The sequence below is a fragment of the Zafaria sp. Z1313 genome (assembly GCF_050563205.1).
Classification (GTDB): domain Bacteria; phylum Actinomycetota; class Actinomycetes; order Actinomycetales; family Micrococcaceae; genus JAZDCJ01.
On record NZ_JBNWUK010000001.1, the window covers coordinates 561,794 to 580,845 of the forward strand.

A 19,052-nucleotide genomic window follows, 5' to 3' on the forward strand; every position below is an offset into this window, starting at 1 on the left:
GGGAAGGATCCTAGGGGCCGCCGTGGTGCATGGATACGATGGTCCCAAGCCCCACGGCGGGATCCCCAGCGCGAAGGAAGCACCGCACATGCCCACGGACAGCAGCCACCACGATCCCTCCCAGCCGGCCGCGCCGCGCGAGGAGCGGCTCGCGGGCGAGCTCTCGCTGGCCGAACGGCAGCTGAACGTCCTGCGCGAGAAGGCCCGCACCCTGGACCGGCAGCTCGCCGCCGCAGGGCAGAACAACAGCCGCCTCGTGGCGATGCTCGAGCGCACGCGCGAGGAGATCGTCACGCTCAAGTCCGCCCTGGACAAGGACGGGGAGGCGCCCTTCAGCCACGGCACCATCGTGGCCCTCCACGAGAAGGGCCCGGCGCCCGCGGGGACGGCGATCGCCTCGACGCGGGGGCAGGGCGTCGACATCGTCCAGGGCGGGCGCAAGCTGCGCGTCGCCGTGAGTCCGCTCCTGGACTTCACGAAGCTGCAGTTGGGGCAGGAGGTCCTGCTCAACGAGTCCTTGACGGTCGTGGCCGGACTCGGCTTCGAGGCCACGGGTGAGCTCGTGTCCGTCAAGGAGGTCCTCGACGACGGGCGCGTCCTGGCCGTGGGCCGCGCCGACGACCAGCGCGTCGTGCGGCTTGCCGGTCCCGTCTCCGCCGAGAAGGTCCGCGTCGGGGACAGCCTCGCCGTGGACCCGCGCACGGGGCTCGCCATGGAACGCGTCCACCTCTCCGACATGCAGTCGCTCATCCTCGAAGAGGTCCCCGACATCGCCTACGCCGACATCGGGGGCCTGGGCCCGCAGATCGAGCAGATCCGCGACGCCGTCGAACTGCCGTTCCTGCACGCTGACCTCTACCGGGAACATGGGCTCAAGGCCCCCAAGGGCATCCTGCTGTACGGACCCCCGGGCTGCGGCAAGACCCTCATCGCCAAGGCCGTCGCCCACTCCCTCGCCGAGCGCGCGGCCGAGCTGCGGGGGGAGACCTCGGCGCAGAGCCACTTCCTGAACATCAAGGGCCCCGAGCTGCTGGACAAGTACGTGGGCGAGACGGAACGCCACATCCGGCTGATCTTCGCCCGGGCCCGGGAGAAGGCCGCGGGAGGCAACCCCGTCGTCGTCTTCTTCGACGAGATGGACTCCCTCTTCCGCACCCGCGGGACCGGCGTCTCCTCCGACGTCGAGACCACGATCGTGCCCCAGCTGCTGAGCGAGATCGACGGCGTCGAGAAGCTCGACAACGTGATCGTCATCGGCGCCTCCAACCGCGAGGACATGATCGACCCGGCGATCCTGCGGCCGGGCCGCCTCGACGTGAAGATCAAGGTCAAGCGCCCCGACGCCGAGGGCGCGGCGGAGATCTTCGCCAAATACCTCACGACGCGGCTGCCCCTGCACCCGGACGACCTCGCCGAGCACGGAGGAGACCCCGGCGCCACGGTGCGCGAGATGATCCGGCAGACCGTCGAGTCGATGTACTCGACGGGCAAGGAGAACGAATTCCTGGAGGTCACGTACGCGAACGGCGAGACGGAGGTCCTCTACTTCAAGGACTTCAACTCGGGCGCCGTGATCCGCAACGTCGTCGACCGGGCGAAGAAGTCGGCCATCAAGGAGTTCCTGACGACGGGGGAGCGCGGCCTGAGGATCGAGCACCTGCTGCGCGGGGTCGTCGACGAGTTCCACGAGCACGAGGACATGCCGAACACCACGAATCCCGACGACTGGGCGCGGATCTCGGGCAAGAAGGGCGAGCGGATCACCTATATCCGCACCATCGTCCAGGACAAGGGAGGCGACGGGGCCGGGCGGACCCTCGATGCCGACGAGGCCGGTCCCTACGGCAGCACGGGGCAGTACTTGTGACGGTCCACCGCGTCGTCGGCCTCGAGACCGAGTACGGCGTCCTCGCACCGTCCGTCCCCGGCGCGAACGCGACGATCCTCTCCGCCCAGGTCGTCAACGCCTACGCGGCCGGCGTCCGCGAGGCCCGGGGCCGCCTCGCCGGCACGCGCTGGGACTACAGCGACGAGTCGCCCCTGGCCGACGCGCGCGGCTGGCAGCAGCCGCGCCGGACCGCGCACCCCTCGCAGCTCACGGATGCCCCCCGCGAGCTCACCGCCCAGGAGGTGGCCCTGGCCGGGGACGGGGCCCGGGTCGGGCAGACGCTCTACACGGAGGCGGCCGACGACGACGGCGCCGACGCCCACGTCCTCATGAACATGGTCCTCGGCAACGGCGCGCGGCTCTACGTGGACCACGCCCACCCCGAGTACTCCTCGCCCGAGACCACGAACCCGCGGGACGCCGTGCTCTGGGACCAGGCCGGCGATCTCGTGGCGCTCGACGCCGTCCGGCGCATCGCCGCGGCCCCGGGCTTCGCCGAGGTCCTGCTCTACAAGAACAACACCGACAACAAGGGCGCCGGCTACGGGGCCCACGAGAACTACCTCATGCCCCGCTCGGTGCCGTTCGACGACATCGCCGCGGGCCTGCTGCCGTTCCTCGCCTCCCGCCCCGTCGTCTGCGGATCCGGCCGCGTGGGGCGGGGGCTGACCGGGCGGATCCCGGGGTTCCAGATCAGCCAGCGCGCCGACTTCTTCGAGGCCGAGGTCGGCCTCGAGACGACGATCCGCCGCCCGATCGTCAACACGCGCGACGAGCCACACGCCGTCTGGGAGAAGTACCGCAGGCTCCACGTGATCGCCGGCGACGCGAACCTGGGCCAGGTCCCGACCCTCCTGCGCGTCGGCAGCACGTCCCTGGTCCTGTCCCTCATCGAGGCCGGCGCCGCCCCGCGGCTGGACCTGCGGGACCCGGTCGGCGCCGTCCAGTCGTTCAGCCACGACCCCTCGCTGCGCACCACCGCGGAACTGAAGGACGGACGCCGCCTGACGGCCTTGGACCTCCAGGAGGCGTACCTCGAGGCGGCCCGCCGCCACTGCGCCTCCACCGGCGCCGGGGATCCCGCGACGGCCGAGGTCCTCGAACGCTGGACCGCGGTCCTCGACGGGCTGCGCTCCGATCCGGCCCGCGTCGCGCCGCAGGTCGACTGGGTCGCGAAGCTGCGCCTCATGGACCAGTACCGGGAGCGGCACGGCGCGGCCTGGGACGACCCCCGGATCGCGCTCATGGACCTGCAGTGGGCCGATGTCCGCCCGGAGAAGGGGCTGCACCACCGCCTCGCCGAACGCGGCCACATCGAACGGCTCTTCACCCCCGAAGAGGTCCGGGCCGCCGTCGTCGGCCCTCCCGAGGACACGCGCGCCTACTTCCGCGGCCGGGCGCTGACCACGTACCCCGACGACGTCGTCGGCGCCAGCTGGGATGCCGTCACGTTCAGCGTGCCCGGACGCCCCGGCGTCGAGCGCGTGGCCACGCTCGAGCCGCTCCGGGGCACCCGGGCGCTCGTCGGTCCGCTCTTCGAGGCCGGCCTGGAGATCGGCGAGTTCGTCGACCGCCTGCGCGGCCGCTCCTGACGCGGGCCCCGGCCGAGGCCCCCGGCCCGGCCCGGCCGTCCACGTGGCAAGATGGAGGAAGGCGGCGCCGACGCCGCACACGCTAGGAGGAACCATGGCCCAGGAGCACATCAAGCCGCAGCCCACCCGGTCCACGCAGGAGCAGGAGGAGCCGCCCGTCCCCGCGGCCGCCCCCCAGGCCCAGGCGCAGACACAGGGCACGGACGACCTCCTTGACGAGATCGACTCGGTCCTCGAGCAGAACGCGGAGGAGTTTGTCCGCGGATTCGTCCAAAAGGGCGGCCAGTAGCAGTGGAGGTACCGGCCGGTCCGTCGTTCTTCGAGCACCTCGCCCGCGAGCGCCCCGAGCTCCTGCCGGGCCAGCGCACCGGGACGGTGCCCGAGGCGGCCGTGCCGCACGCAACGACGATCGTGGCCCTCGCCCACGACGGCGGCGTCGTTATGGCCGGCGACCGGCGCGCGACGATCGGCAACGTCATCGCCAGCCGCCACATGGAGAAGGTCTACGCCGCGGACCACTTCTCGGTCCTTGGGATCGCCGGGTCCGCCGGCATCGCCATGGACATCGCGCGGTTGTTCCAGGTGGAGCTCGAGCACTACGAGAAGATCGAGGGGACCCTGCTGAGCCTGGACGGCAAGGCCAACCGCCTCGCCGCCATGATCCGCGCCAACCTCGCCCACGCGCTGCAGGGGATGTCCGTCGTTCCGCTCTTCGCCGGCTACGACCCGCGGCGGAACCGGGGCCGGATCTTCTCCTTCGACATCACCGGCGGGCGCTACGAGGAGCTCGAGCACCACGCGATCGGTTCCGGATCCGTGTTCGCGCGGGGGGCCCTGAAGAAGCTCTGGCGTCCCGGCCTCGACGCCGACGAGGCCGTGGACACCGCGGTGCAGGCCCTCTTCGACGCGGCCGACGACGATTCCTCGACCGGCGGGCCCGATCTGATCCGCCGCCTCTGGCCGGTCGTCTACACGGTCGACGCGCGAGGCGCGGCGCGCGTGCCCGGGGAACGCCTCGCCGCCGCCGCGGAGGCCGTCTCCGCACGCCGGGCCGCGGACGGACGGGAGGCCTGATGCCGGCGCAGTTCTACGTCTCGCCCGAGCAGCTCATGAAGGACCGGGCCGACTTCGCCCGGAAGGGCATCGCCCGGGGACGCTCCGTCGTCGTCGCGAGCTGCAGCGACGGGATCGCGCTCGTCGCCGAGAACCCCTCGTCCTCGTTGCGCAAGATCGGCGAGATCTACGACCGGATCGCGTTCGCCGCCGTCGGCCGGTACAACGAGTTCGAGTCCCTGCGCCAGGTCGGCGTGCGCTACGCCGATACGCGCGGCTATTCCTACGACCGGGAGGACGTCACGGCGCGCGGCCTCGCCAGTGCCTATGCGCAGAGCCTGGGTGCCGCCTTCATGGAGGACGCGAAGCCGTTCGAGGTCGAGCTCGCCGTGGCGGAGATCGGCGCCGAGCCGTCGGCGGACCACTTGTTCAGGATCCGCTTCGACGGATCCATCTCCGACGAGTCGGGGTTCGTGGTCATGGGCGGCGATGCCGAGGTCGTCGGGGAGGCGATGGGCGCCGCGTGGGCCGGGCCGGGCCCGGACGACGGCGGATACGCCGGGGCAGTCCGGGCCGCCGCCGCGTCCCTGCCCGGGGTCGCGGCCGGGACGCCGGGTCCGCGCATGCTCGAGGTCGCCGTCCTCGACCGCGACCCCCTCGCCCTGCGGGGCAAGCGGCGGGCCTTCCGCCGGCTGGACACCGGGGAACTGGGGCGGCTGCTGGCCGCCGGACCGCCGCGGCGGGGAGACGGAGGCCATGATGGACCGTAGGATCTTCGGCATCGAGACGGAGTACGGGATCGCCTACTCCGCCCCGGGCGGGCGGCCGCTGACGCCCGAGGAGGTCGCGCGCTACCTCTTCCGCAAGGTCGTGGCCTGGGGGCGCAGCTCCAACGTCTTCCTCACGAACGGCTCCCGCCTCTACCTCGACGTCGGCTCCCACCCCGAGTACGCGACCGCGGAGTGTGACGACCTGGCCCAGCTCATCGCACACGACCGCGCGGGCGAGGCGATCCTCCAGGACCTCGCCGTGAGCGCCGAGGAGAAGATGCGCCAGGACGGCTTCGACGGATCCGTCTACCTGTTCAAGAACAACACCGACTCGGCGGGGAACTCGTACGGCTGCCACGAGAACTACCTCATCCCGCGGCGGCTCGAGTTCGCCCGTCTCGCCGAGGTCCTCATCCCGTTCCTCGTGACCCGGCAGCTCTTCGCCGGCGCCGGCAAGGTCCTCTCCGTCGACGGCTCGCACCGCTTCGCGTTCTCACAGCGCGCGGACCACGTCTGGGAGGGCGTCTCCTCGGCGACGACGCGCTCGCGGCCCATCATCAATACGCGCGACGAGCCGCACGCCGACGCGCAGCACTACCGCCGGCTGCACGTCATCGTGGGGGATTCGAACATGTCCGAGACCACGCAGCTCGTGAAGGTCGGCGCGACGGACCTGATGCTGCGGATGATCGAGGCGGGGACGCCGATGGAGGACTTCCGCCTCGAGAACCCCATCCGCAGCATCCGCGAGGTCTCGCACGACCTGACGGGGACCACCCCCGTGAGGCTCGCCGACGGCCGGACCCTGTCCGCCCTGGACCTGCAGCGGACCTTCCACGCCAAGGTCACGGCCTTCCTCGAAGCCCACGGCGCCCACACGCCCCACGTGCCCCGGGTGATGGAGCTCTGGGGGCGGGCGCTCGACGCCGTCGAGCGGCAGGACCCCACGCTCGTCGACACGGAGATCGACTGGGCCGTGAAGCACCGGCTCATTTCCGGCTACCGCTCCCGGCACGGGCTGGAGCTTGATTCGCCGCGCGTCGCCCAACTCGACCTGACCTACCACGACATCGCGCCGGGGCGCGGGCTGTTCAACCTGCTGCGGGAGCGCGGGCGGGCCGCGACCGTCGTCGACGCCGCCGCCGTGGAGGCGGCCCGCTCCACGCCGCCGCAGACGACCCGCGCCAAGCTCCGCGGCGACTTCGTGCGCGCCGCGAAGGACGCGGGCCGGGACTTCACGGTGGACTGGGTCCACTTGAAGATCAACGACTTCGCGGGCCAGACGGTGCTGTGCAAGGACCCGTTCGCGGCCGTGGACGAACGCGTCGACGAACTGATGTCCCGGCTCTGAGCGCGCCCCGCGGTCGGGTCGGACGGCATGCCGCCAAGCGAATACACAGCTTGAGCCCTTAGGCTGGATGCGGTCCGTGGCACGGGTCCTTCCCGAGGCCACGGAGAAACGAACCCCGACGAAAGTAGTCTTCGTGCGCAAGCTCCTAGCAGTGGTGCTGGCCGCGTCCCTCGTGGCGCTGGCCGGCTGTGGATCTCCCCAGGAGAAGTCCGTCGGCAACGCCGACCCCCTCTCGAGCATCGAGATCACGCCGGGCGAGGAGGAGAACTCGGGCCCCACGGTCACCTTCGACACGCCGCTCACGGCCACGGAGGCCGCCGCGCTCGTCGTCAAGGAAGGCGACGGTGACGAGATCAAGGAGAACCAGAACGTCTCCTACAAGCTCGCCGGGTACAAGACCGAGGACGGATCCCAGCTGGGCCAGCTCTTCGACCAGGAGCCGCAGGTCCTCAGCCTCACGGAGGAGATGAAGGCGGCCGATCCCGAGATCTACGGGATCCTGCTGGGAGCCAAGGTCGGTTCCTGGATCGCCTACGTGCGTCCGGCCGCCCCGGCCGCGGGCGGCGACGACGCGAGCTCTGCTCCCGCTGAGGAGCAGCCGACCGCCGAGGAACTGCTGATCCTGCAGGTCGTCTCTGCCGAGGACATCCCGGAGCCGTCGAAGACCTACACCCCCGACGAGGTCAAGGAGCTCGAGGAGGAGGGCGCGCTGCCGTCGGTCGAGTTCGACGACGACGACAAGCCGACCATCACCATTCCCGAGGGCAAGGAGGCCCCGGAGGGCCTCGCCGTGCAGGTGCTCAAGGAGGGCGACGGCGAGGAGCTGACCGCCGAGTCGACCGTGACGGCCCACTACGAGGGCGTGCGCTGGGAAGACGGAGAGGTCTTCGACTCGAGCTACGAGCGCGGCGAGCCGACCGACTTCCCGCTCAACGGCGTCATCAAGGGCTGGACCGAGGGACTGACGGGCATCAAGGCCGGCTCGACGGTCGTCCTGAGCATTCCCGCCGACAAGGCCTACGGTGACCCGGCCCCCGCCGGCGCGCCGGCCGGCCCGCTCGTGTTCGTCGTCGAGGTCCAGGCCGCCAAGTAGGCTGGTCCCCGGACAAGACACCACTAGAGGAAAGGACCGCCATGTCGTTTGGACAGCGCGAGTACGATCGCACCAAGCCGGAGATCGACTTCCCCGGCGACACCCCGCCCGAGGACCTCGTGATCCAGGACATCGCCGTCGGCGACGGCGCCGAGGTCGTGCCGGGGACCACCGTCTCGGCCCACTACGTCGGCGTCGCCTGGTCGACGGGCGAGGAGTTCGACGCCTCGTGGAACCGCGGCCAGCCGCTCGACTTCACCGTCGGCATCGGCCAGGTCATCCAGGGCTGGGACCGCGGCCTGCTCGGGATGAAGGTCGGCGGCCGCCGCCGGCTCGAGATCCCGTCCCACCTGGCCTACGGCGAACGCGGTGCGGGCGCGGCGATCGGCCCGAACGAGGCGCTGATCTTCGTCGTCGACCTCGTCGGCGCGCGCTGACCCCGGCCGGCACCGACTCCAGCGGCGCCCCGCACCACACGGTGCGGGGCGCCGCTGCCGTCCTTGGTAACGTTGCACGCGTGGCACAGGAACGCAGGACAGGACCCACCCGCACGGAGAAGCTCGTCAGCCTGACGTATGCGCTGCTCTCGCGCCGGTCGGGCTACACCAAGGACGAGTTGCGGGTGCGGGTCGACGACTACCAGGGGCTGGACCAGGAAGCCTTCGACCGCAAGTTCGAGCGCGACAAGACATCCCTGCGGCAGCTCGGCGTCCCCCTGGACGTCGTCTCCGGCGAACCGCTCTTCGAAGAGGACCAGCAAGAGGCGCGCTACCGCATCCTGCCCGAGAACTACCGACTGCCCGAGGTCTCCTTCACCGCCGAGGAGGCCCTCGCCCTCGGACTCGCCGCCAAGGTCTGGAAGGACCCCACCATCGAGGCCGCCGCGGCCCGCGCCGTCGTCCGGCTCGGCGGGGACCGGATCGGCGAGGCGGAAGCGGCGGCGGCCTTCGAGACCTTCGAGGCCCGTCTCCACGCGGGAGACGAGGCCCTCGAGGACCTCCTGCACGCCACGTGGGAGCGCGTGAGGGTCGGGTTCACCTACCGCGCCGTCGACGGGGCCGAGAGCCGCCGGCGGGTCGAACCGTGGGGCCTCGGCAACCGCTTCGGCCACTGGTACCTCGTCGGACTCGACCTCGACCGCTCCGAGAAGCGGATCTTCCGCCTCTCCCGCATCACCTCGGCCGTGGCCCGCGTCGCCGGATCGCACTTCGAGCGGCCCACCGACTTCGACGTCTCCGCCGAGCTCGGGCTCATGGACCCGTCCCTGGCCGCGACGCCAGCGGTCGTCGAGCTCGCTCCGGGCCGGGGGCTCGCCCTGCGCGCGGGTGCCTCCCTGGTCGAGCCCGCCGCCGACGGCTTCGACGCGGTGTCCTTCACGTTCCACGACGCCGAGGCCACGTCCGCGGAGATCGCGGAACTGGGGGCCGCTGCGCGCGTCCGGGAACCGCGCGCGCTGCGCGACGCCGTCGTCCGCCGCCTCGCGGACGCCCGGGCCGCCCAGGCCCGGCCCGTTCCGCCCTACAAGCTCGCGGTCCACCGCAACACCGGACGCCCGCCGGCGACCGTCGCCGCCGCGCGGGCCCTGGACATCATCGCGTTCGTCAGCCTCCACGGCTCTCCGACCCTGGCCGAGACGGCGGAACACTTCGGGCTGACGGAGAAGCGCCTCGTCCAGGAGCTGACCATGATCCGCATGTGCGGAGTGCCCAACGGCCTGCCCGACGAGCTCATCGACGTCGACTACGACGACGGGGTCATCACGATGGGCAACGTCGAGGGGCTCGCCGACCCCCTGCGCCTGAACCTCGTCGAGGCGCTCTCGCTCGTCGTGGGCCTGCGGACCCTGCTCGACCTGCCCGGCGCCGAGGCCTCGGGCCCCGCGGCAGGCGCGCTCGAGAAGCTGTTGGCCGCCTCGGGGGAGTACGCGCCGATCGGCCGGATCGTCGCGGCACGGCTCGGCGCCACCGAGGCCGACGGGCCGGGCCGGCGGCTCGCCGACGCGGCCGCCGCACGCCGGGTCCTGCGGATCGGCTACCACAACCCCTCGCGTGACGAGGTCGGGTACCGCGAGGTCGAGCCCGTGCGCCTGCTCGAGGACGGCGGCCGGAGCTATCTGCAGGCCTGGTGCCGCAAGGCCGGGGGAGCCCGGAACTTCCGGGTCGACCGGATCCTCGCGATCGAGGAGACCGGCGAGGTGTTCGCTCCGGGCGGGCAGCACACGATGCAGGAGCGCCTCTACGTCCCCGGGGCCGACGACGTCGTCGTCGTGCTGGGCTTCGACGCACGCCTCGCCCGGCTGCGCGAGGACTACGCGCCCACGCGCACGGCCCAGTCGGGCGACCGCGTCCTGGCCGAGGTGAGGATCGCCGACGCCGGGATGCTGCCGGGGCTTGTGGCCCGCCACGGCGGCGGGCTCACGATCGCCGACCCGCCCGGACTCGCCGCGACCGCCCTGGAGTGGCTCGACGGGGCGCTGGCCGGGTATTCCGTCGACGAGGAGGCGCGCGCCTGATGCCGTGGTGGTTCTGGATCCTGTTGTGGCTGTTCCTGCTCGCGGCCTCGGCCCTGTTCCTGGTGCTGTGCGGCATCAGGCTCTTCCGGGGGTTCATGGGCCTCGTCGACGAGGCCGGGGAGGCCGCGGCGAGGCTGCATCCGCCGGCCGGCGAACCGCTCGTCGACGAGCCGCCGGGGGCGTCGAGGAAGGCCGCCGGGACCGCCGCGCTCTTCCGTGATCCCGCCGTGGAGCGCGATGAGTACGACGCCGGACGCGCGGCCCGCGTCGAGGCGCGCCGGAGCGCCCGGGTCGCGCGGAAGAAGCGGCGCGGGCAACCGCAGCGGATCAGTGATCTGGACCTCTCGTGACGTAGACTTGAGGAGACGAAAGGAAATCCCCATGGGTGGTCTTCAAGGATGGCATCTGGTCATCATCATCGTGCTGGCGCTGTTGCTGTTCGGCGCGCCCAAGCTTCCCGGCCTGGCCCGTTCCATCGGCCAGTCGCTGCGCATCTTCAAGTCCGAGGTCCGGCAGATGAAGGACGACGACCCGAAGGCGGAAGGCGAGGGCCCGGTCGAGGGCAGGATCGTCGATCCCGAGCAGCGCGACCGCAACCTCTAAGCACGCGTGGCATCAAAGACGGGGCGGTCCAATCCCGAAGGGAAGATGGCCCTCAAGGAACACCTGATCGAGCTGCGCAACCGGCTCTTCGTCTCGCTGATCGCCTTGTTCCTGGCGACGGTCGGAGGATTCTTCCTCTACTACCCGGTCATGGGACTGCTCATGGACCCGCTCATCGAGGCGGGCGGGCAGGCGAACTTCGATACCGCGATGTCGACCTTCGACATCATGATCAAGGTCTCGCTGTTCCTCGGGCTGGTCATGGCCGCCCCGGTCTGGCTCTATGAGCTCTGGGCGTTCGTCGTCCCCGGACTGAAGAAGAAGGAGAAGCGCACGGCGCTCGCGTTCATCGGCGCCTCGCTGCCCCTCTTCCTCGGCGGCATCTACCTGGGCTACTGGGTGCTTCCGCACGCGTTGAGGTTCTTCATCGGGCTGACGCCGTTCGAGGCCGTCAACCTCATCACCGCACCGGTGTACCTCAGCTTCGTGCTGCGGCTCATGCTCGCGTTCGGCTTGTCGATGATCGTGCCGGTGCTCATGGTGGGCCTGAACCTCGTGGGCGTGCTCCCGGGGCGGCTCATCGTGAAGAACTGGCGCATCACCGTCTTCCTCATCTGCCTCGTGGCGGCCATGGCCGCCCCCGGCGGCGATGCGATGACGATGTTCGTGCTCGCCGGACCCCTTCTGGTCCTGTTCGCCGCCGCGACCGTCATCTGCCTCGTCAACGACAAGCGGCGGGCCAAGCGCGCTGCCGCCCTCGAGGCGGAGAACGCCGCCGGGGCAGGCCGAGCCTCGGATCTGGGCACCTCGGCCTGAGACCCGCCGCGCCCGGTTGCGAGACGCGGCGACGGGTATGGCATCGTTGGCCCGGGGGGACCGGCCATGCCAGCGTTGGACCGCCCCCGGCAAAGACACCACACCGAAGGGCGGACACCATGGGCTCCCCGGCGGAGAACTACGCCGCGGCGCGTGAGCGCGCGGCCGAGGCCAAGACCGAGCTGTACGCCTTCCGTCAGGGCCTCGGCTTCGAGCTGGATCCCTTCCAGGTCGACGCGTGCCGCGCCGTCGAGGCCGGCAAGGGCGTGCTCGTCGCCGCCCCGACCGGAGCCGGGAAGACGGTCGTGGGGGAGTTCGCCGTCCATTTGGCGCTACACCGTGGGCTCAAGGCCTTCTACACGACGCCGATCAAGGCGCTGAGCAACCAGAAGTTCGCGGAGCTCGCCGCCCGCTACGGCCCCGACCGCGTCGGCCTGCTCACGGGGGACACGACGGTCAACGGCGAGGCCGAGATCGTCGTGATGACCACCGAGGTGCTGCGCAACATGCTCTACGCGGACTCGGACACCCTCACTGGCCTCGGCTACGTCGTGATGGACGAGGTCCACTACCTCGCCGACAAGTTCCGCGGTGCCGTGTGGGAGGAAGTCATCCTCCACCTGCCCGACGACGTCCAGCTCGTCTCGCTCAGCGCCACCGTCTCCAACGCCGAGGAGTTCGGCGGATGGCTCGACACGGTCCGCGGGGACACGGAGATCGTCGTCTCCGAGCACCGGCCGATCCCGCTGTGGCAGCACGTCATGGCCGGCGGGCGGTTGATCGACCTCTTCGCCGGGGAGGTCTCCTTCGACGAGGCCGCGGCGGCGCGCGGGGAGGGACCGGCCGAGACCGTCACCGTCAACCCGGAACTGACCAAGCTGGCCCAGCGCGACCTCCGGCACTCCGGCCGGCCGCGCCCCGGGCGGGCGCAGGGCCGCAACCGTGGACACGGCCCGCGCTACTCCGACGCCTCCGCGCCCCGGCACACGGTGTCCCGCCCCGAGATGATCCTGTCCCTGGACCGGGCCGGCCTGCTCCCGGCGATCGTGTTCATCTTCTCCCGCAAGGGCTGCGACGCCGCCGTCGCGCAGTGCGTGCGCTCCGGCCTGGCGCTGACGACGGAGGCCGAGGCGCGCCGGATCGAGCAGGCGATCGACCTCGCCGCCTTCGAGCTGCCGCCGGACGACCTCGACGTGCTCGGCTTCTGGTCCTGGCGCGAGGGCCTGCTGCGCGGCTTCGCGGCCCATCACGCCGGCCTGCTGCCGGTCTTCAAGGAAGTCGTCGAGAAGCTCTTCGCCCAGGGCCTGGTCAAGGCCGTGTTCGCGACGGAGACCCTCGCCCTCGGCGTGAACATGCCCGCCCGATCGGTGGTGCTGGAGAAGCTGGAGAAGTTCAACGGCGAACAGCACGTCTCGGTGACCGCGGGCGAATACACGCAGCTGACGGGCCGGGCCGGCCGCCGCGGCATCGACGTGGAGGGCCATGCGGTGGTCCTGTGGCAGCCCGGGACCGATCCGGCGGCGGTCGCCGGTCTCGCGTCACGGCGCACCTATCCGCTGAACTCGAGCTTCCGCCCCACGTACAACATGAGCCTGAACCTCTCGGCACAGTTCGGCAGGCCCCGGGCACGGGAGATCCTCGAGACCTCCTTCGCCCAGTTCCAGGCCGACCGCTCCGTCGTCGGACTGGCCCGCCAGGTGCGCAGCCGCGAGGAGTCGCTCGAGGGCTACGCACGCGCCATGCAATGCCACCTCGGCGACTTCGCGGACTACGCGCGGCTGCGCCAGGAGCTCTCCGAGGCGGAGAAGGCGGCCTCCCGCACGGCCCACCGGGCGCGGCGCTCGGCCGCGGAGGACTCGCTCGCGCAGCTGACCCCCGGGGACATCGTCGACGTCTCCGGGCCCCGCAGGCTGGGCCGCAGCGTCGTCATCGCCGTCTCGGACTCCCTCCGTGATCCGCGCCCGACCATCCTGACGGAGGACCGGCAGATCCGCCGCCTCGGGCCGCAGGACCTCGAGGGGCCCGTCGAGGTCGTCTCGCGGATCCGCATCCCCAAGGCCTTTACGGGCCGCTCGCCCAAGGAACGCCGGGACCTCGCCTCCTCGATGCGCAACGCCCTGCACGAGCAGCGGCCGCCCCGGCGCGGCGCGAGCGGCTTCGACTACCGCGGCGACTCCGAGCAGGAGGCGCGCATCACCGAACTCCGGCGCCGGCTGAAGCGGCACGCCTGCCACGGCTGCAGTGAGCGCGAGGACCACGCGCGCTGGGCCGAGCGGTGGTGGAAGCTGCGCCAGGAGACGGACCGGCTTGCCGGCCAGATCAGCGGCCGCACCAATACGATCGCCAAGACGTTCGACCGCGTGTGCTCGGTGCTGGGCGACTACGGCTACCTCCTTCCCGACGCCGCGACGGGGGCGCTGAAGGCCACGGACTCCGGGCAGCGCCTGCGCCGGATCTACGGGGAGCGGGACCTGCTGACCTCGCTCGTGCTCGAGTCCGGGGCCCTGGACCGCCTCGGCAAGGCCGAGCTGGCCGCGGCCGTGACGATGCTGGTCTACCAGGCCAAGCGCGAGGACAAGGGCGTGCAGCCCAAGCTGCCCTCACCGGCCCTCGAGACCGTCTGGGACACGGCGGTGAGGCAGTGGTCCGAGCTGACGGACCGCGAGGCCGCCCACCGGCTCCCCGAGACCGCCGAGCCCGAGGCGGGACTGGTCTGGCCCATGTACCACTGGGCCCGCGGCCGGGACCTGAAGGACTGCCTGCGCGGCTCGGAGCTCGCGGCGGGCGACTTCGTGCGCTGGGCGAAGCAGGTCATCGACTCGCTCGACCAGCTCGCGAAGGTCCCGGGACTCGATCCCGGCTTCCCGCGGCGCTGCCGGGAGGCCGTGGACGCCGTCCGGCGCGGAGTCGTCGCCTATTCCTCGATCGCCGACTAGGAACCACCTGGCCGTTCCGCGGCCCCACCCCGAAAGGAACACCGCATGCCCCAGCGCGTCATGTACCGCAACGGCGCCGTCTACAGCGCGTCCGACCCCTTCGCGACCGCCCTGCTGGTCGCGGACGGGACGGTGGCGTGGATCGGGCAGGAGGCCGCCGCGGCGGCCCTGCTCGACGAGGGCGTCGAGGTCGTGGACCTCGAGGGGGCCCTCGTCGCCCCCGCCTTCTTCGACAGCCACGTCCACTTGACGGAAACGGGCGCCGCGCTGTCGATGCTGGACCTCGGCGGGGTAGGCTCGTTGGCCGGCCTGCTCGAGGCGGTGCGCGGCGCCGCCGCCTCCGGGGGCGCGGTGTTCGGCGCGGGATGGGACGAGAGCCTCTGGCCGGAGGGGCGCGTCCCGACGCCCGCCGAGCTCGAGGAGGCGGGCGGGGGAGCGGACGTGTACCTCACCCGTGCCGACGTGCATTCGGGCCTCGTCAACGCCTCCCTCGCGGGGCGGCTGGCGCTGGCGGGGGTGGACGGGTACGACGGCGGAGCGGTCGTCGTGCGCGAAGCGCATGCCCGGGTGCGGGCCGAGGTGCTCGACTTCTCCGACGCGTCCCGGCGCCGCTTCCAGCGGGCCGCCCTGCGCCACCTGGCCTCCCGTGGGGTCGCCGGGGCGGCCGAGATGGGGGCTCCGCACATCGGCACGCGCCGCGACACCGAGGTCCTGCTCGGGCTGCTCGAGAAGGAGGGGCAGGACCACCCCGCGATCCACGTCTACTGGGGCGAGGCCGTCGCCGACGCCGCGCAGGCGCGTTCCCTGATGGAGGACTTCGGCGGCCGGCTCACGGGTCTCGGAGGAGACCTGAACATCGACGGATCGCTCGGCTCCCGCACGGCCCGGCTGCGGGCGGACTACGACGACGCCCCCGGCAGCCGCGGCGACCTCTTCCTGGACGCCGGCCGGATCGCCGACCACATCGCGGCCTGCACCGAGGCCGGCATCCAGGCGGCCTTCCATGTCATCGGCGACGCGGGGGCGGACGCCGCGATCGAGGGCTTCCGCCTGGCCGCGGAGCGCGTCGGACGAGCCGCGGTGCAATCGGCGCGGCACCGGCTCGAGCACGTCGAGATGATCGACGACGCCGTCCTGGCCGCCCTCCTCGAGTACGGCATCACGGTCTCGCTGCAGCCTGCGTTCGACGCGCTCTGGGGCGGGCCCGGCGGCCAGTACGAGCAGCGCCTCGGCGTGGAGCGCTCGACGGCCATGAACGAGGTCGGACGCTTCCTCGCGGCCGGCGTCCCCGTCTGCCTCGGGTCCGATGCGCCGGTCACGGCGGTGGACCCCTGGGGCGCCGTGAAGGCGTGCCTCGAGCACCACACGCCGTCGGCGCGCGTTTCGGCGCGCGCGGCCTTCGTGGCCCACACGCGCGCCGGCCACCGTGCCGCCGGGGTGGCCGATCCCCTGGCCGGGCAGCTCGTCCCCGGGGCCGAGGCGACGTTCGCCGTCTGGGAGGCCTCGGAGCTGGCAGTGCAGGCCCCGGATGCGCGCGTCGCCTCCTGGAGCACGGACGCCCGCGCCGGGACGCCGATGCTCCCGGTTCTCGACGAGGGCGCGCCGCGTTGCCTGCGCACCGTACGCGCTGGACGCGTGATCTTCGACGCGTTCGAGACCCGCTGAGCGGTCCCGGAAGGCATCGCAGCCTCGGCGGCCGCGCCGCGCCGCACTGACTAGGGCCTTCCGGCATCGCGCCTAGTCAATTCGTGGTTGACACGAGGTAACAAGCGGCTAGGCTTGACTCTCAACGGTGGCGGAGCAGCTCTAGAGGTCCACCGTGCCGGAATCTCGGCAGAACACCACAGGACAAGGCCCCGGGAGCAGTAGAAAACAGGAGGCCCGCGCCACGGCGTGGGACGACTGGTCCGAAGTTCCCGGGGTCTTTCCGTGTCCGTATACTGGTTCACTGGCCCGCCCGCCTGCTGCCGGCGACGGGGGAGTGACGTCCGCGTCCCGGGCCCGCAGTCGAGGATCCGCACCGCGGATTCCACCACCGAATCAGAAGGGGCCGCCGCGTGCGCGTCGTCACGATCATCCCGACCTACAACGAGCTCGAGTCGCTCCCCGTGACCCTGGGCCGCCTGCGGGCCGCCGTACCCGACTCGGACGTCCTGATCGCCGACGACAACAGCCCGGACGGCACCGGGCGGCTCGCCGACGAGTTCGCGGCCGCCGATCCGCAGGTCCATGTCATGCACCGCCAGGGCAAGGAAGGCCTCGGCGCGGCCTACATCGCCGGCTTCCGCTGGGCGCTCGAGCGGGACTACGACGTGATCGTGGAGCTCGACGCCGACGGCTCCCACCGTCCGGAGGACCTGCCCCGCCTGCTCGCGAAGGTCCCCGAGGCGGACCTCGTGATCGGCTCGCGCTGGGTCAAGGGCGGCTCGGTCGTGAACTGGCCCCTGCACCGCAAGCTCATCTCCCGGGCGGGTTCTCTCTACTCGCGCGTGATGCTCGGCCTGTCGGTCCGCGACATCACGGCCGGATTCCGCGCGTTCCGCCGGGAGACCCTCGAGGCGATCGACTTCGACGCCGTGGAGTCGGTGGGCTACGGCTTCCAGGTGGACATGACCTTCCGGGTGGCCCGGCTGGGGCGGCGGATCGTCGAGGTGCCGATCACGTTCGTGGAACGCGAGCTCGGCGTGTCCAAGATGAGCGGGAACATCGTCGTCGAGGCCATGCTCAACGTCACCCGCTGGGGCCTCGGCGCCCGCTGGAAGAAGCTCACCGGACGCGCCTGACGTTCCGGCGGAAAGACATCTGGACACAACGACTGCGGGCGCCGTTCCCCTGGAGGGAACGGCGCCCGCCGTCGTTGGAGCCGGAGTGCGTGGGGCCTAGACCTTTTCGCCGCGGTCGGCGTGCAGCTTGTCGAGCCGGTCCTTCAGGATCTGCTCGAGCTCGTCGACGCTGCGGCGCTCCAGGAGCATGTCCCAGTGGGTCCGGACGGGCTTCTCGTTGGAATCGTCCGGCTTCTCGCCGTTGACGAGGACCGCCTCCTTGCCCGTCTTGGACACCCAGGTGGGCGGGATCTCGGCCTCGGAGGAGAAGGTCACGAAGACCTGCTCGCCGTCCTCGCACCGGTACTCGACGCGCTGGCGCGGTGCCGGCTCGACGCCGGCCTCTGTCTCCATGCTCTGCGCACCGAGGCGCATGCCGCGCAGGCTGCGATCGCTCATGACTACTCCCAACTGCGTCCGGCTGGCGGACGCTCGACGACTATGGTGTTCAACGCCCCGGGCACGCCGGTGATTCCCGTAGGGCGGAAGTCTCCAGCCATTCAGTATACGCGCCACGGGCGGCCGCCCGACGGGATCTCCGTCGACCGGCCGCCCGCGGCGGCACATCGGGCACCCGTGCTCCGGATGCGTCGTGGGCTAGTGGCCCGGATCGACCGGCGGGGCCGGCGGGGCGGGAGGCGCCGGAGGCGTCGCGGGGGTGGAACCGGATCCCGCGGCCTGGCCGGTGCGGGGTGGGGCCGGGGTCGACGGCGCGTCGTCGTCGGGGCGCAGGTTGCCCAGCGCGCCGCCGATGCCCTTGAGGGCCTCGCCGACCTCGCTCGGGATGATCCAGAGCGTGTTGGAGGAGCCCTCGGCGAGCTTCGGCAGGGTCTGCAGGTACTGGTAGGCCAGGAGCTTCTGGTCCGGATTGCCGGCGTGGATCGAGTTGAAGACCTTCTCGATGGCCTGGGCCTCGCCGTCGGCGCGGAGGATGGCCGCCTTGGCGTCGCCCTCGGCCGCGAGGATCGCGGCCTGCCGCTGGCCCTCGGCCGTGAGGATCTGGGACTGCTTGGTGCCCTCGGCCGTGAGGATTGCGGCGCGGCGGTCCCGCTCGGCGCGCATCTGCTTCTCCATGGAGTCCTGGATGGACAGGGGCGGATCGATCGCCTTGAGCTCGACGCGGGAGACGCGGATGCCCCACTTGCCGGTCGCCTCGTCGAGCACGCCACGGAGCTGTCCGTTGATCTGGTCGCGGCTCGTCAGGGCCTCTTCCAGGTTCAGCCCGCCGACGACGTTACGCAGCGTCGTGGTGGTCAGCTGTTCGACGGCCTGGATGTAGTTGGCGATCTCGTAGGTCGCTGCGCGCGGCTCGGTGATCTGGAAGTAGACCACCGTGTCGATGGAGACCACGAGGTTGTCCTCGGTGATCACCGGCTGCGGCGGGAAGCTGACGACCTGCTCGCGGAGGTCGAGCAGCGGCAGGAGCCGGTCGACGAACGGGATCAGGATGGTCAGGCCAGGTCCCAGGGTCCGCTGGTACTTGCCCAGTCGCTCGACGATGCCGGCGCGGGCCTGCGGAACGATGCGGACGGAGCGCAGCAGGACGATGATGACGAAGACGGCCAGTACGATCAGTACGATGCCGACGCCGGTGAAGTTCTCCAGCATGGGTGTCC

The 19,052-nt window shown here is 71.6% G+C and carries 17 protein-coding genes; 15 read left to right on the forward strand and 2 right to left on the reverse strand.

The features are described from left to right. The first annotated feature begins 88 nt into the window (after nucleotides 1-88). The 15 genes from arc (at nucleotide 89) to ACQ3I4_RS02640 (ending at nucleotide 17,397) form a co-directional block, all read left to right on the forward strand. Nucleotides 89-1,867, forward strand: coding sequence for a proteasome ATPase (gene arc / locus ACQ3I4_RS02570; RefSeq protein WP_430632730.1), 1,779 nt, complete (start codon nucleotides 89-91; stop codon nucleotides 1,865-1,867). Continuing rightward, nucleotides 1,864-3,480: a depupylase/deamidase Dop gene (gene dop, locus ACQ3I4_RS02575; RefSeq protein WP_329861489.1), complete on the forward strand. Its 1,617-nt coding sequence runs from the start codon at nucleotides 1,864-1,866 to the stop codon at nucleotides 3,478-3,480. Before arc ends, dop begins: the two co-directional genes overlap by 4 nt. A 94-nt stretch (nucleotides 3,481-3,574) precedes the next feature. After that, the gene (locus tag ACQ3I4_RS02580) at nucleotides 3,575-3,769 is read left to right on the forward strand and encodes a ubiquitin-like protein Pup (RefSeq protein WP_329861488.1); all 195 of its coding nucleotides are present in this window, start codon (nucleotides 3,575-3,577) and stop codon (nucleotides 3,767-3,769) included. Further along, on the forward strand, nucleotides 3,745-4,554 hold the full coding sequence (prcB, locus tag ACQ3I4_RS02585) for a proteasome subunit beta (RefSeq protein WP_329861516.1): 810 nt from the start codon (nucleotides 3,745-3,747) through the stop codon (nucleotides 4,552-4,554). The genes ACQ3I4_RS02580 and prcB overlap by 25 nt, the downstream gene beginning before the upstream one ends. Further along, the gene (gene prcA / locus ACQ3I4_RS02590) at nucleotides 4,554-5,303 is read left to right on the forward strand and encodes a proteasome subunit alpha (RefSeq protein ID WP_329861487.1); all 750 of its coding nucleotides are present in this window, start codon (nucleotides 4,554-4,556) and stop codon (nucleotides 5,301-5,303) included. The genes prcB and prcA overlap by 1 nt, the downstream gene beginning before the upstream one ends. Beyond that, nucleotides 5,293-6,654, forward strand: a complete 1,362-nt coding sequence (gene pafA / locus ACQ3I4_RS02595; RefSeq protein ID WP_329861485.1) for a Pup--protein ligase — start codon at nucleotides 5,293-5,295, stop codon at nucleotides 6,652-6,654. Before prcA ends, pafA begins: the two co-directional genes overlap by 11 nt. 76 nt (nucleotides 6,655-6,730) lie before the next feature. After that, on the forward strand, nucleotides 6,731-7,747 hold the full coding sequence (locus ACQ3I4_RS02600) for an FKBP-type peptidyl-prolyl cis-trans isomerase (RefSeq protein WP_430632731.1): 1,017 nt from the start codon (nucleotides 6,731-6,733) through the stop codon (nucleotides 7,745-7,747). 41 nt (nucleotides 7,748-7,788) lie between these two features. Continuing rightward, nucleotides 7,789-8,184: an FKBP-type peptidyl-prolyl cis-trans isomerase gene (locus ACQ3I4_RS02605; RefSeq protein ID WP_329861482.1), complete on the forward strand. Its 396-nt coding sequence runs from the start codon at nucleotides 7,789-7,791 to the stop codon at nucleotides 8,182-8,184. An 80-nt stretch (nucleotides 8,185-8,264) separates the two neighbouring features. After that, entirely contained in the window at nucleotides 8,265-10,259 is a 1,995-nt protein-coding gene (locus ACQ3I4_RS02610; protein ID WP_329861479.1) for a helix-turn-helix transcriptional regulator, read from the forward strand. Further along, nucleotides 10,259-10,609, forward strand: a complete 351-nt coding sequence (locus tag ACQ3I4_RS02615) for a hypothetical protein (RefSeq protein WP_329861477.1) — start codon at nucleotides 10,259-10,261, stop codon at nucleotides 10,607-10,609. The genes ACQ3I4_RS02610 and ACQ3I4_RS02615 overlap by 1 nt, the downstream gene beginning before the upstream one ends. Nucleotides 10,610-10,640: 31 nt before the next feature. Next, entirely contained in the window at nucleotides 10,641-10,862 is a 222-nt protein-coding gene (gene tatA / locus ACQ3I4_RS02620) for a Sec-independent protein translocase subunit TatA (protein ID WP_329861475.1), read from the forward strand. Between the two features lie 45 nt (nucleotides 10,863-10,907). Beyond that, complete coding sequence (tatC, locus tag ACQ3I4_RS02625) at nucleotides 10,908-11,678, forward strand: twin-arginine translocase subunit TatC (protein WP_329861474.1); 771 nt, start codon at nucleotides 10,908-10,910, stop codon at nucleotides 11,676-11,678. A gap of 119 nt (nucleotides 11,679-11,797) precedes the next feature. After that, nucleotides 11,798-14,614, forward strand: a complete 2,817-nt coding sequence (locus tag ACQ3I4_RS02630) for a DEAD/DEAH box helicase (protein WP_329861473.1) — start codon at nucleotides 11,798-11,800, stop codon at nucleotides 14,612-14,614. 45 nt (nucleotides 14,615-14,659) lie between these two features. Next, complete coding sequence (locus tag ACQ3I4_RS02635; RefSeq protein WP_329861471.1) at nucleotides 14,660-16,279, forward strand: amidohydrolase; 1,620 nt, start codon at nucleotides 14,660-14,662, stop codon at nucleotides 16,277-16,279. A 392-nt stretch (nucleotides 16,280-16,671) separates the two neighbouring features. Next, nucleotides 16,672-17,397, forward strand: a complete 726-nt coding sequence (locus tag ACQ3I4_RS02640) for a polyprenol monophosphomannose synthase (protein WP_430632732.1) — start codon at nucleotides 16,672-16,674, stop codon at nucleotides 17,395-17,397. Nucleotides 17,398-17,493: 96 nt separating this feature from the next. On the opposite strand, the gene ACQ3I4_RS02645 is transcribed toward ACQ3I4_RS02640, so the two are convergent. After that, nucleotides 17,494-17,835, reverse strand: coding sequence for an RNA polymerase-binding protein RbpA (locus ACQ3I4_RS02645; RefSeq protein WP_329861469.1), 342 nt, complete (start codon nucleotides 17,833-17,835; stop codon nucleotides 17,494-17,496). 198 nt (nucleotides 17,836-18,033) lie between these two features. Beyond that, nucleotides 18,034-19,044 carry an SPFH domain-containing protein gene (locus tag ACQ3I4_RS02650; protein ID WP_329861467.1) on the reverse strand — a complete coding sequence of 337 codons (1,011 nt, stop codon included), beginning with the start codon at nucleotides 19,042-19,044 and terminating at the stop codon, nucleotides 18,034-18,036. Nucleotides 19,045-19,052 lie beyond the last annotated feature (8 nt).

What these genes read in the sequence shown, in the direction of transcription:
- ACQ3I4_RS02635 (WP_329861471.1), top strand. Translation starts at nt 14,660, where the DNA reads ATGCCCCAGCGCGTCATGTACCGCAACGGCGCCGTCTACAGCGCGTCC.
- ACQ3I4_RS02630 (WP_329861473.1), top strand. Translation starts at nt 11,798, where the DNA reads ATGGGCTCCCCGGCGGAGAACTACGCCGCGGCGCGTGAGCGCGCGGCC.
- ACQ3I4_RS02645 (WP_329861469.1), bottom strand. Translation starts at nt 17,835, where the DNA reads ATGAGCGATCGCAGCCTGCGCGGCATGCGCCTCGGTGCGCAGAGCATG.
- pafA (WP_329861485.1), top strand. Translation starts at nt 5,293, where the DNA reads ATGGACCGTAGGATCTTCGGCATCGAGACGGAGTACGGGATCGCCTAC.
- tatC (WP_329861474.1), top strand. Translation starts at nt 10,908, where the DNA reads ATGGCCCTCAAGGAACACCTGATCGAGCTGCGCAACCGGCTCTTCGTC.
- arc (WP_430632730.1), top strand. Translation starts at nt 89, where the DNA reads ATGCCCACGGACAGCAGCCACCACGATCCCTCCCAGCCGGCCGCGCCG.
- ACQ3I4_RS02615 (WP_329861477.1), top strand. Translation starts at nt 10,259, where the DNA reads ATGCCGTGGTGGTTCTGGATCCTGTTGTGGCTGTTCCTGCTCGCGGCC.
- tatA (WP_329861475.1), top strand. Translation starts at nt 10,641, where the DNA reads ATGGGTGGTCTTCAAGGATGGCATCTGGTCATCATCATCGTGCTGGCG.
- ACQ3I4_RS02605 (WP_329861482.1), top strand. Translation starts at nt 7,789, where the DNA reads ATGTCGTTTGGACAGCGCGAGTACGATCGCACCAAGCCGGAGATCGAC.
- ACQ3I4_RS02650 (WP_329861467.1), bottom strand. Translation starts at nt 19,044, where the DNA reads ATGCTGGAGAACTTCACCGGCGTCGGCATCGTACTGATCGTACTGGCC.
- ACQ3I4_RS02580 (WP_329861488.1), top strand. Translation starts at nt 3,575, where the DNA reads ATGGCCCAGGAGCACATCAAGCCGCAGCCCACCCGGTCCACGCAGGAG.
- prcA (WP_329861487.1), top strand. Translation starts at nt 4,554, where the DNA reads ATGCCGGCGCAGTTCTACGTCTCGCCCGAGCAGCTCATGAAGGACCGG.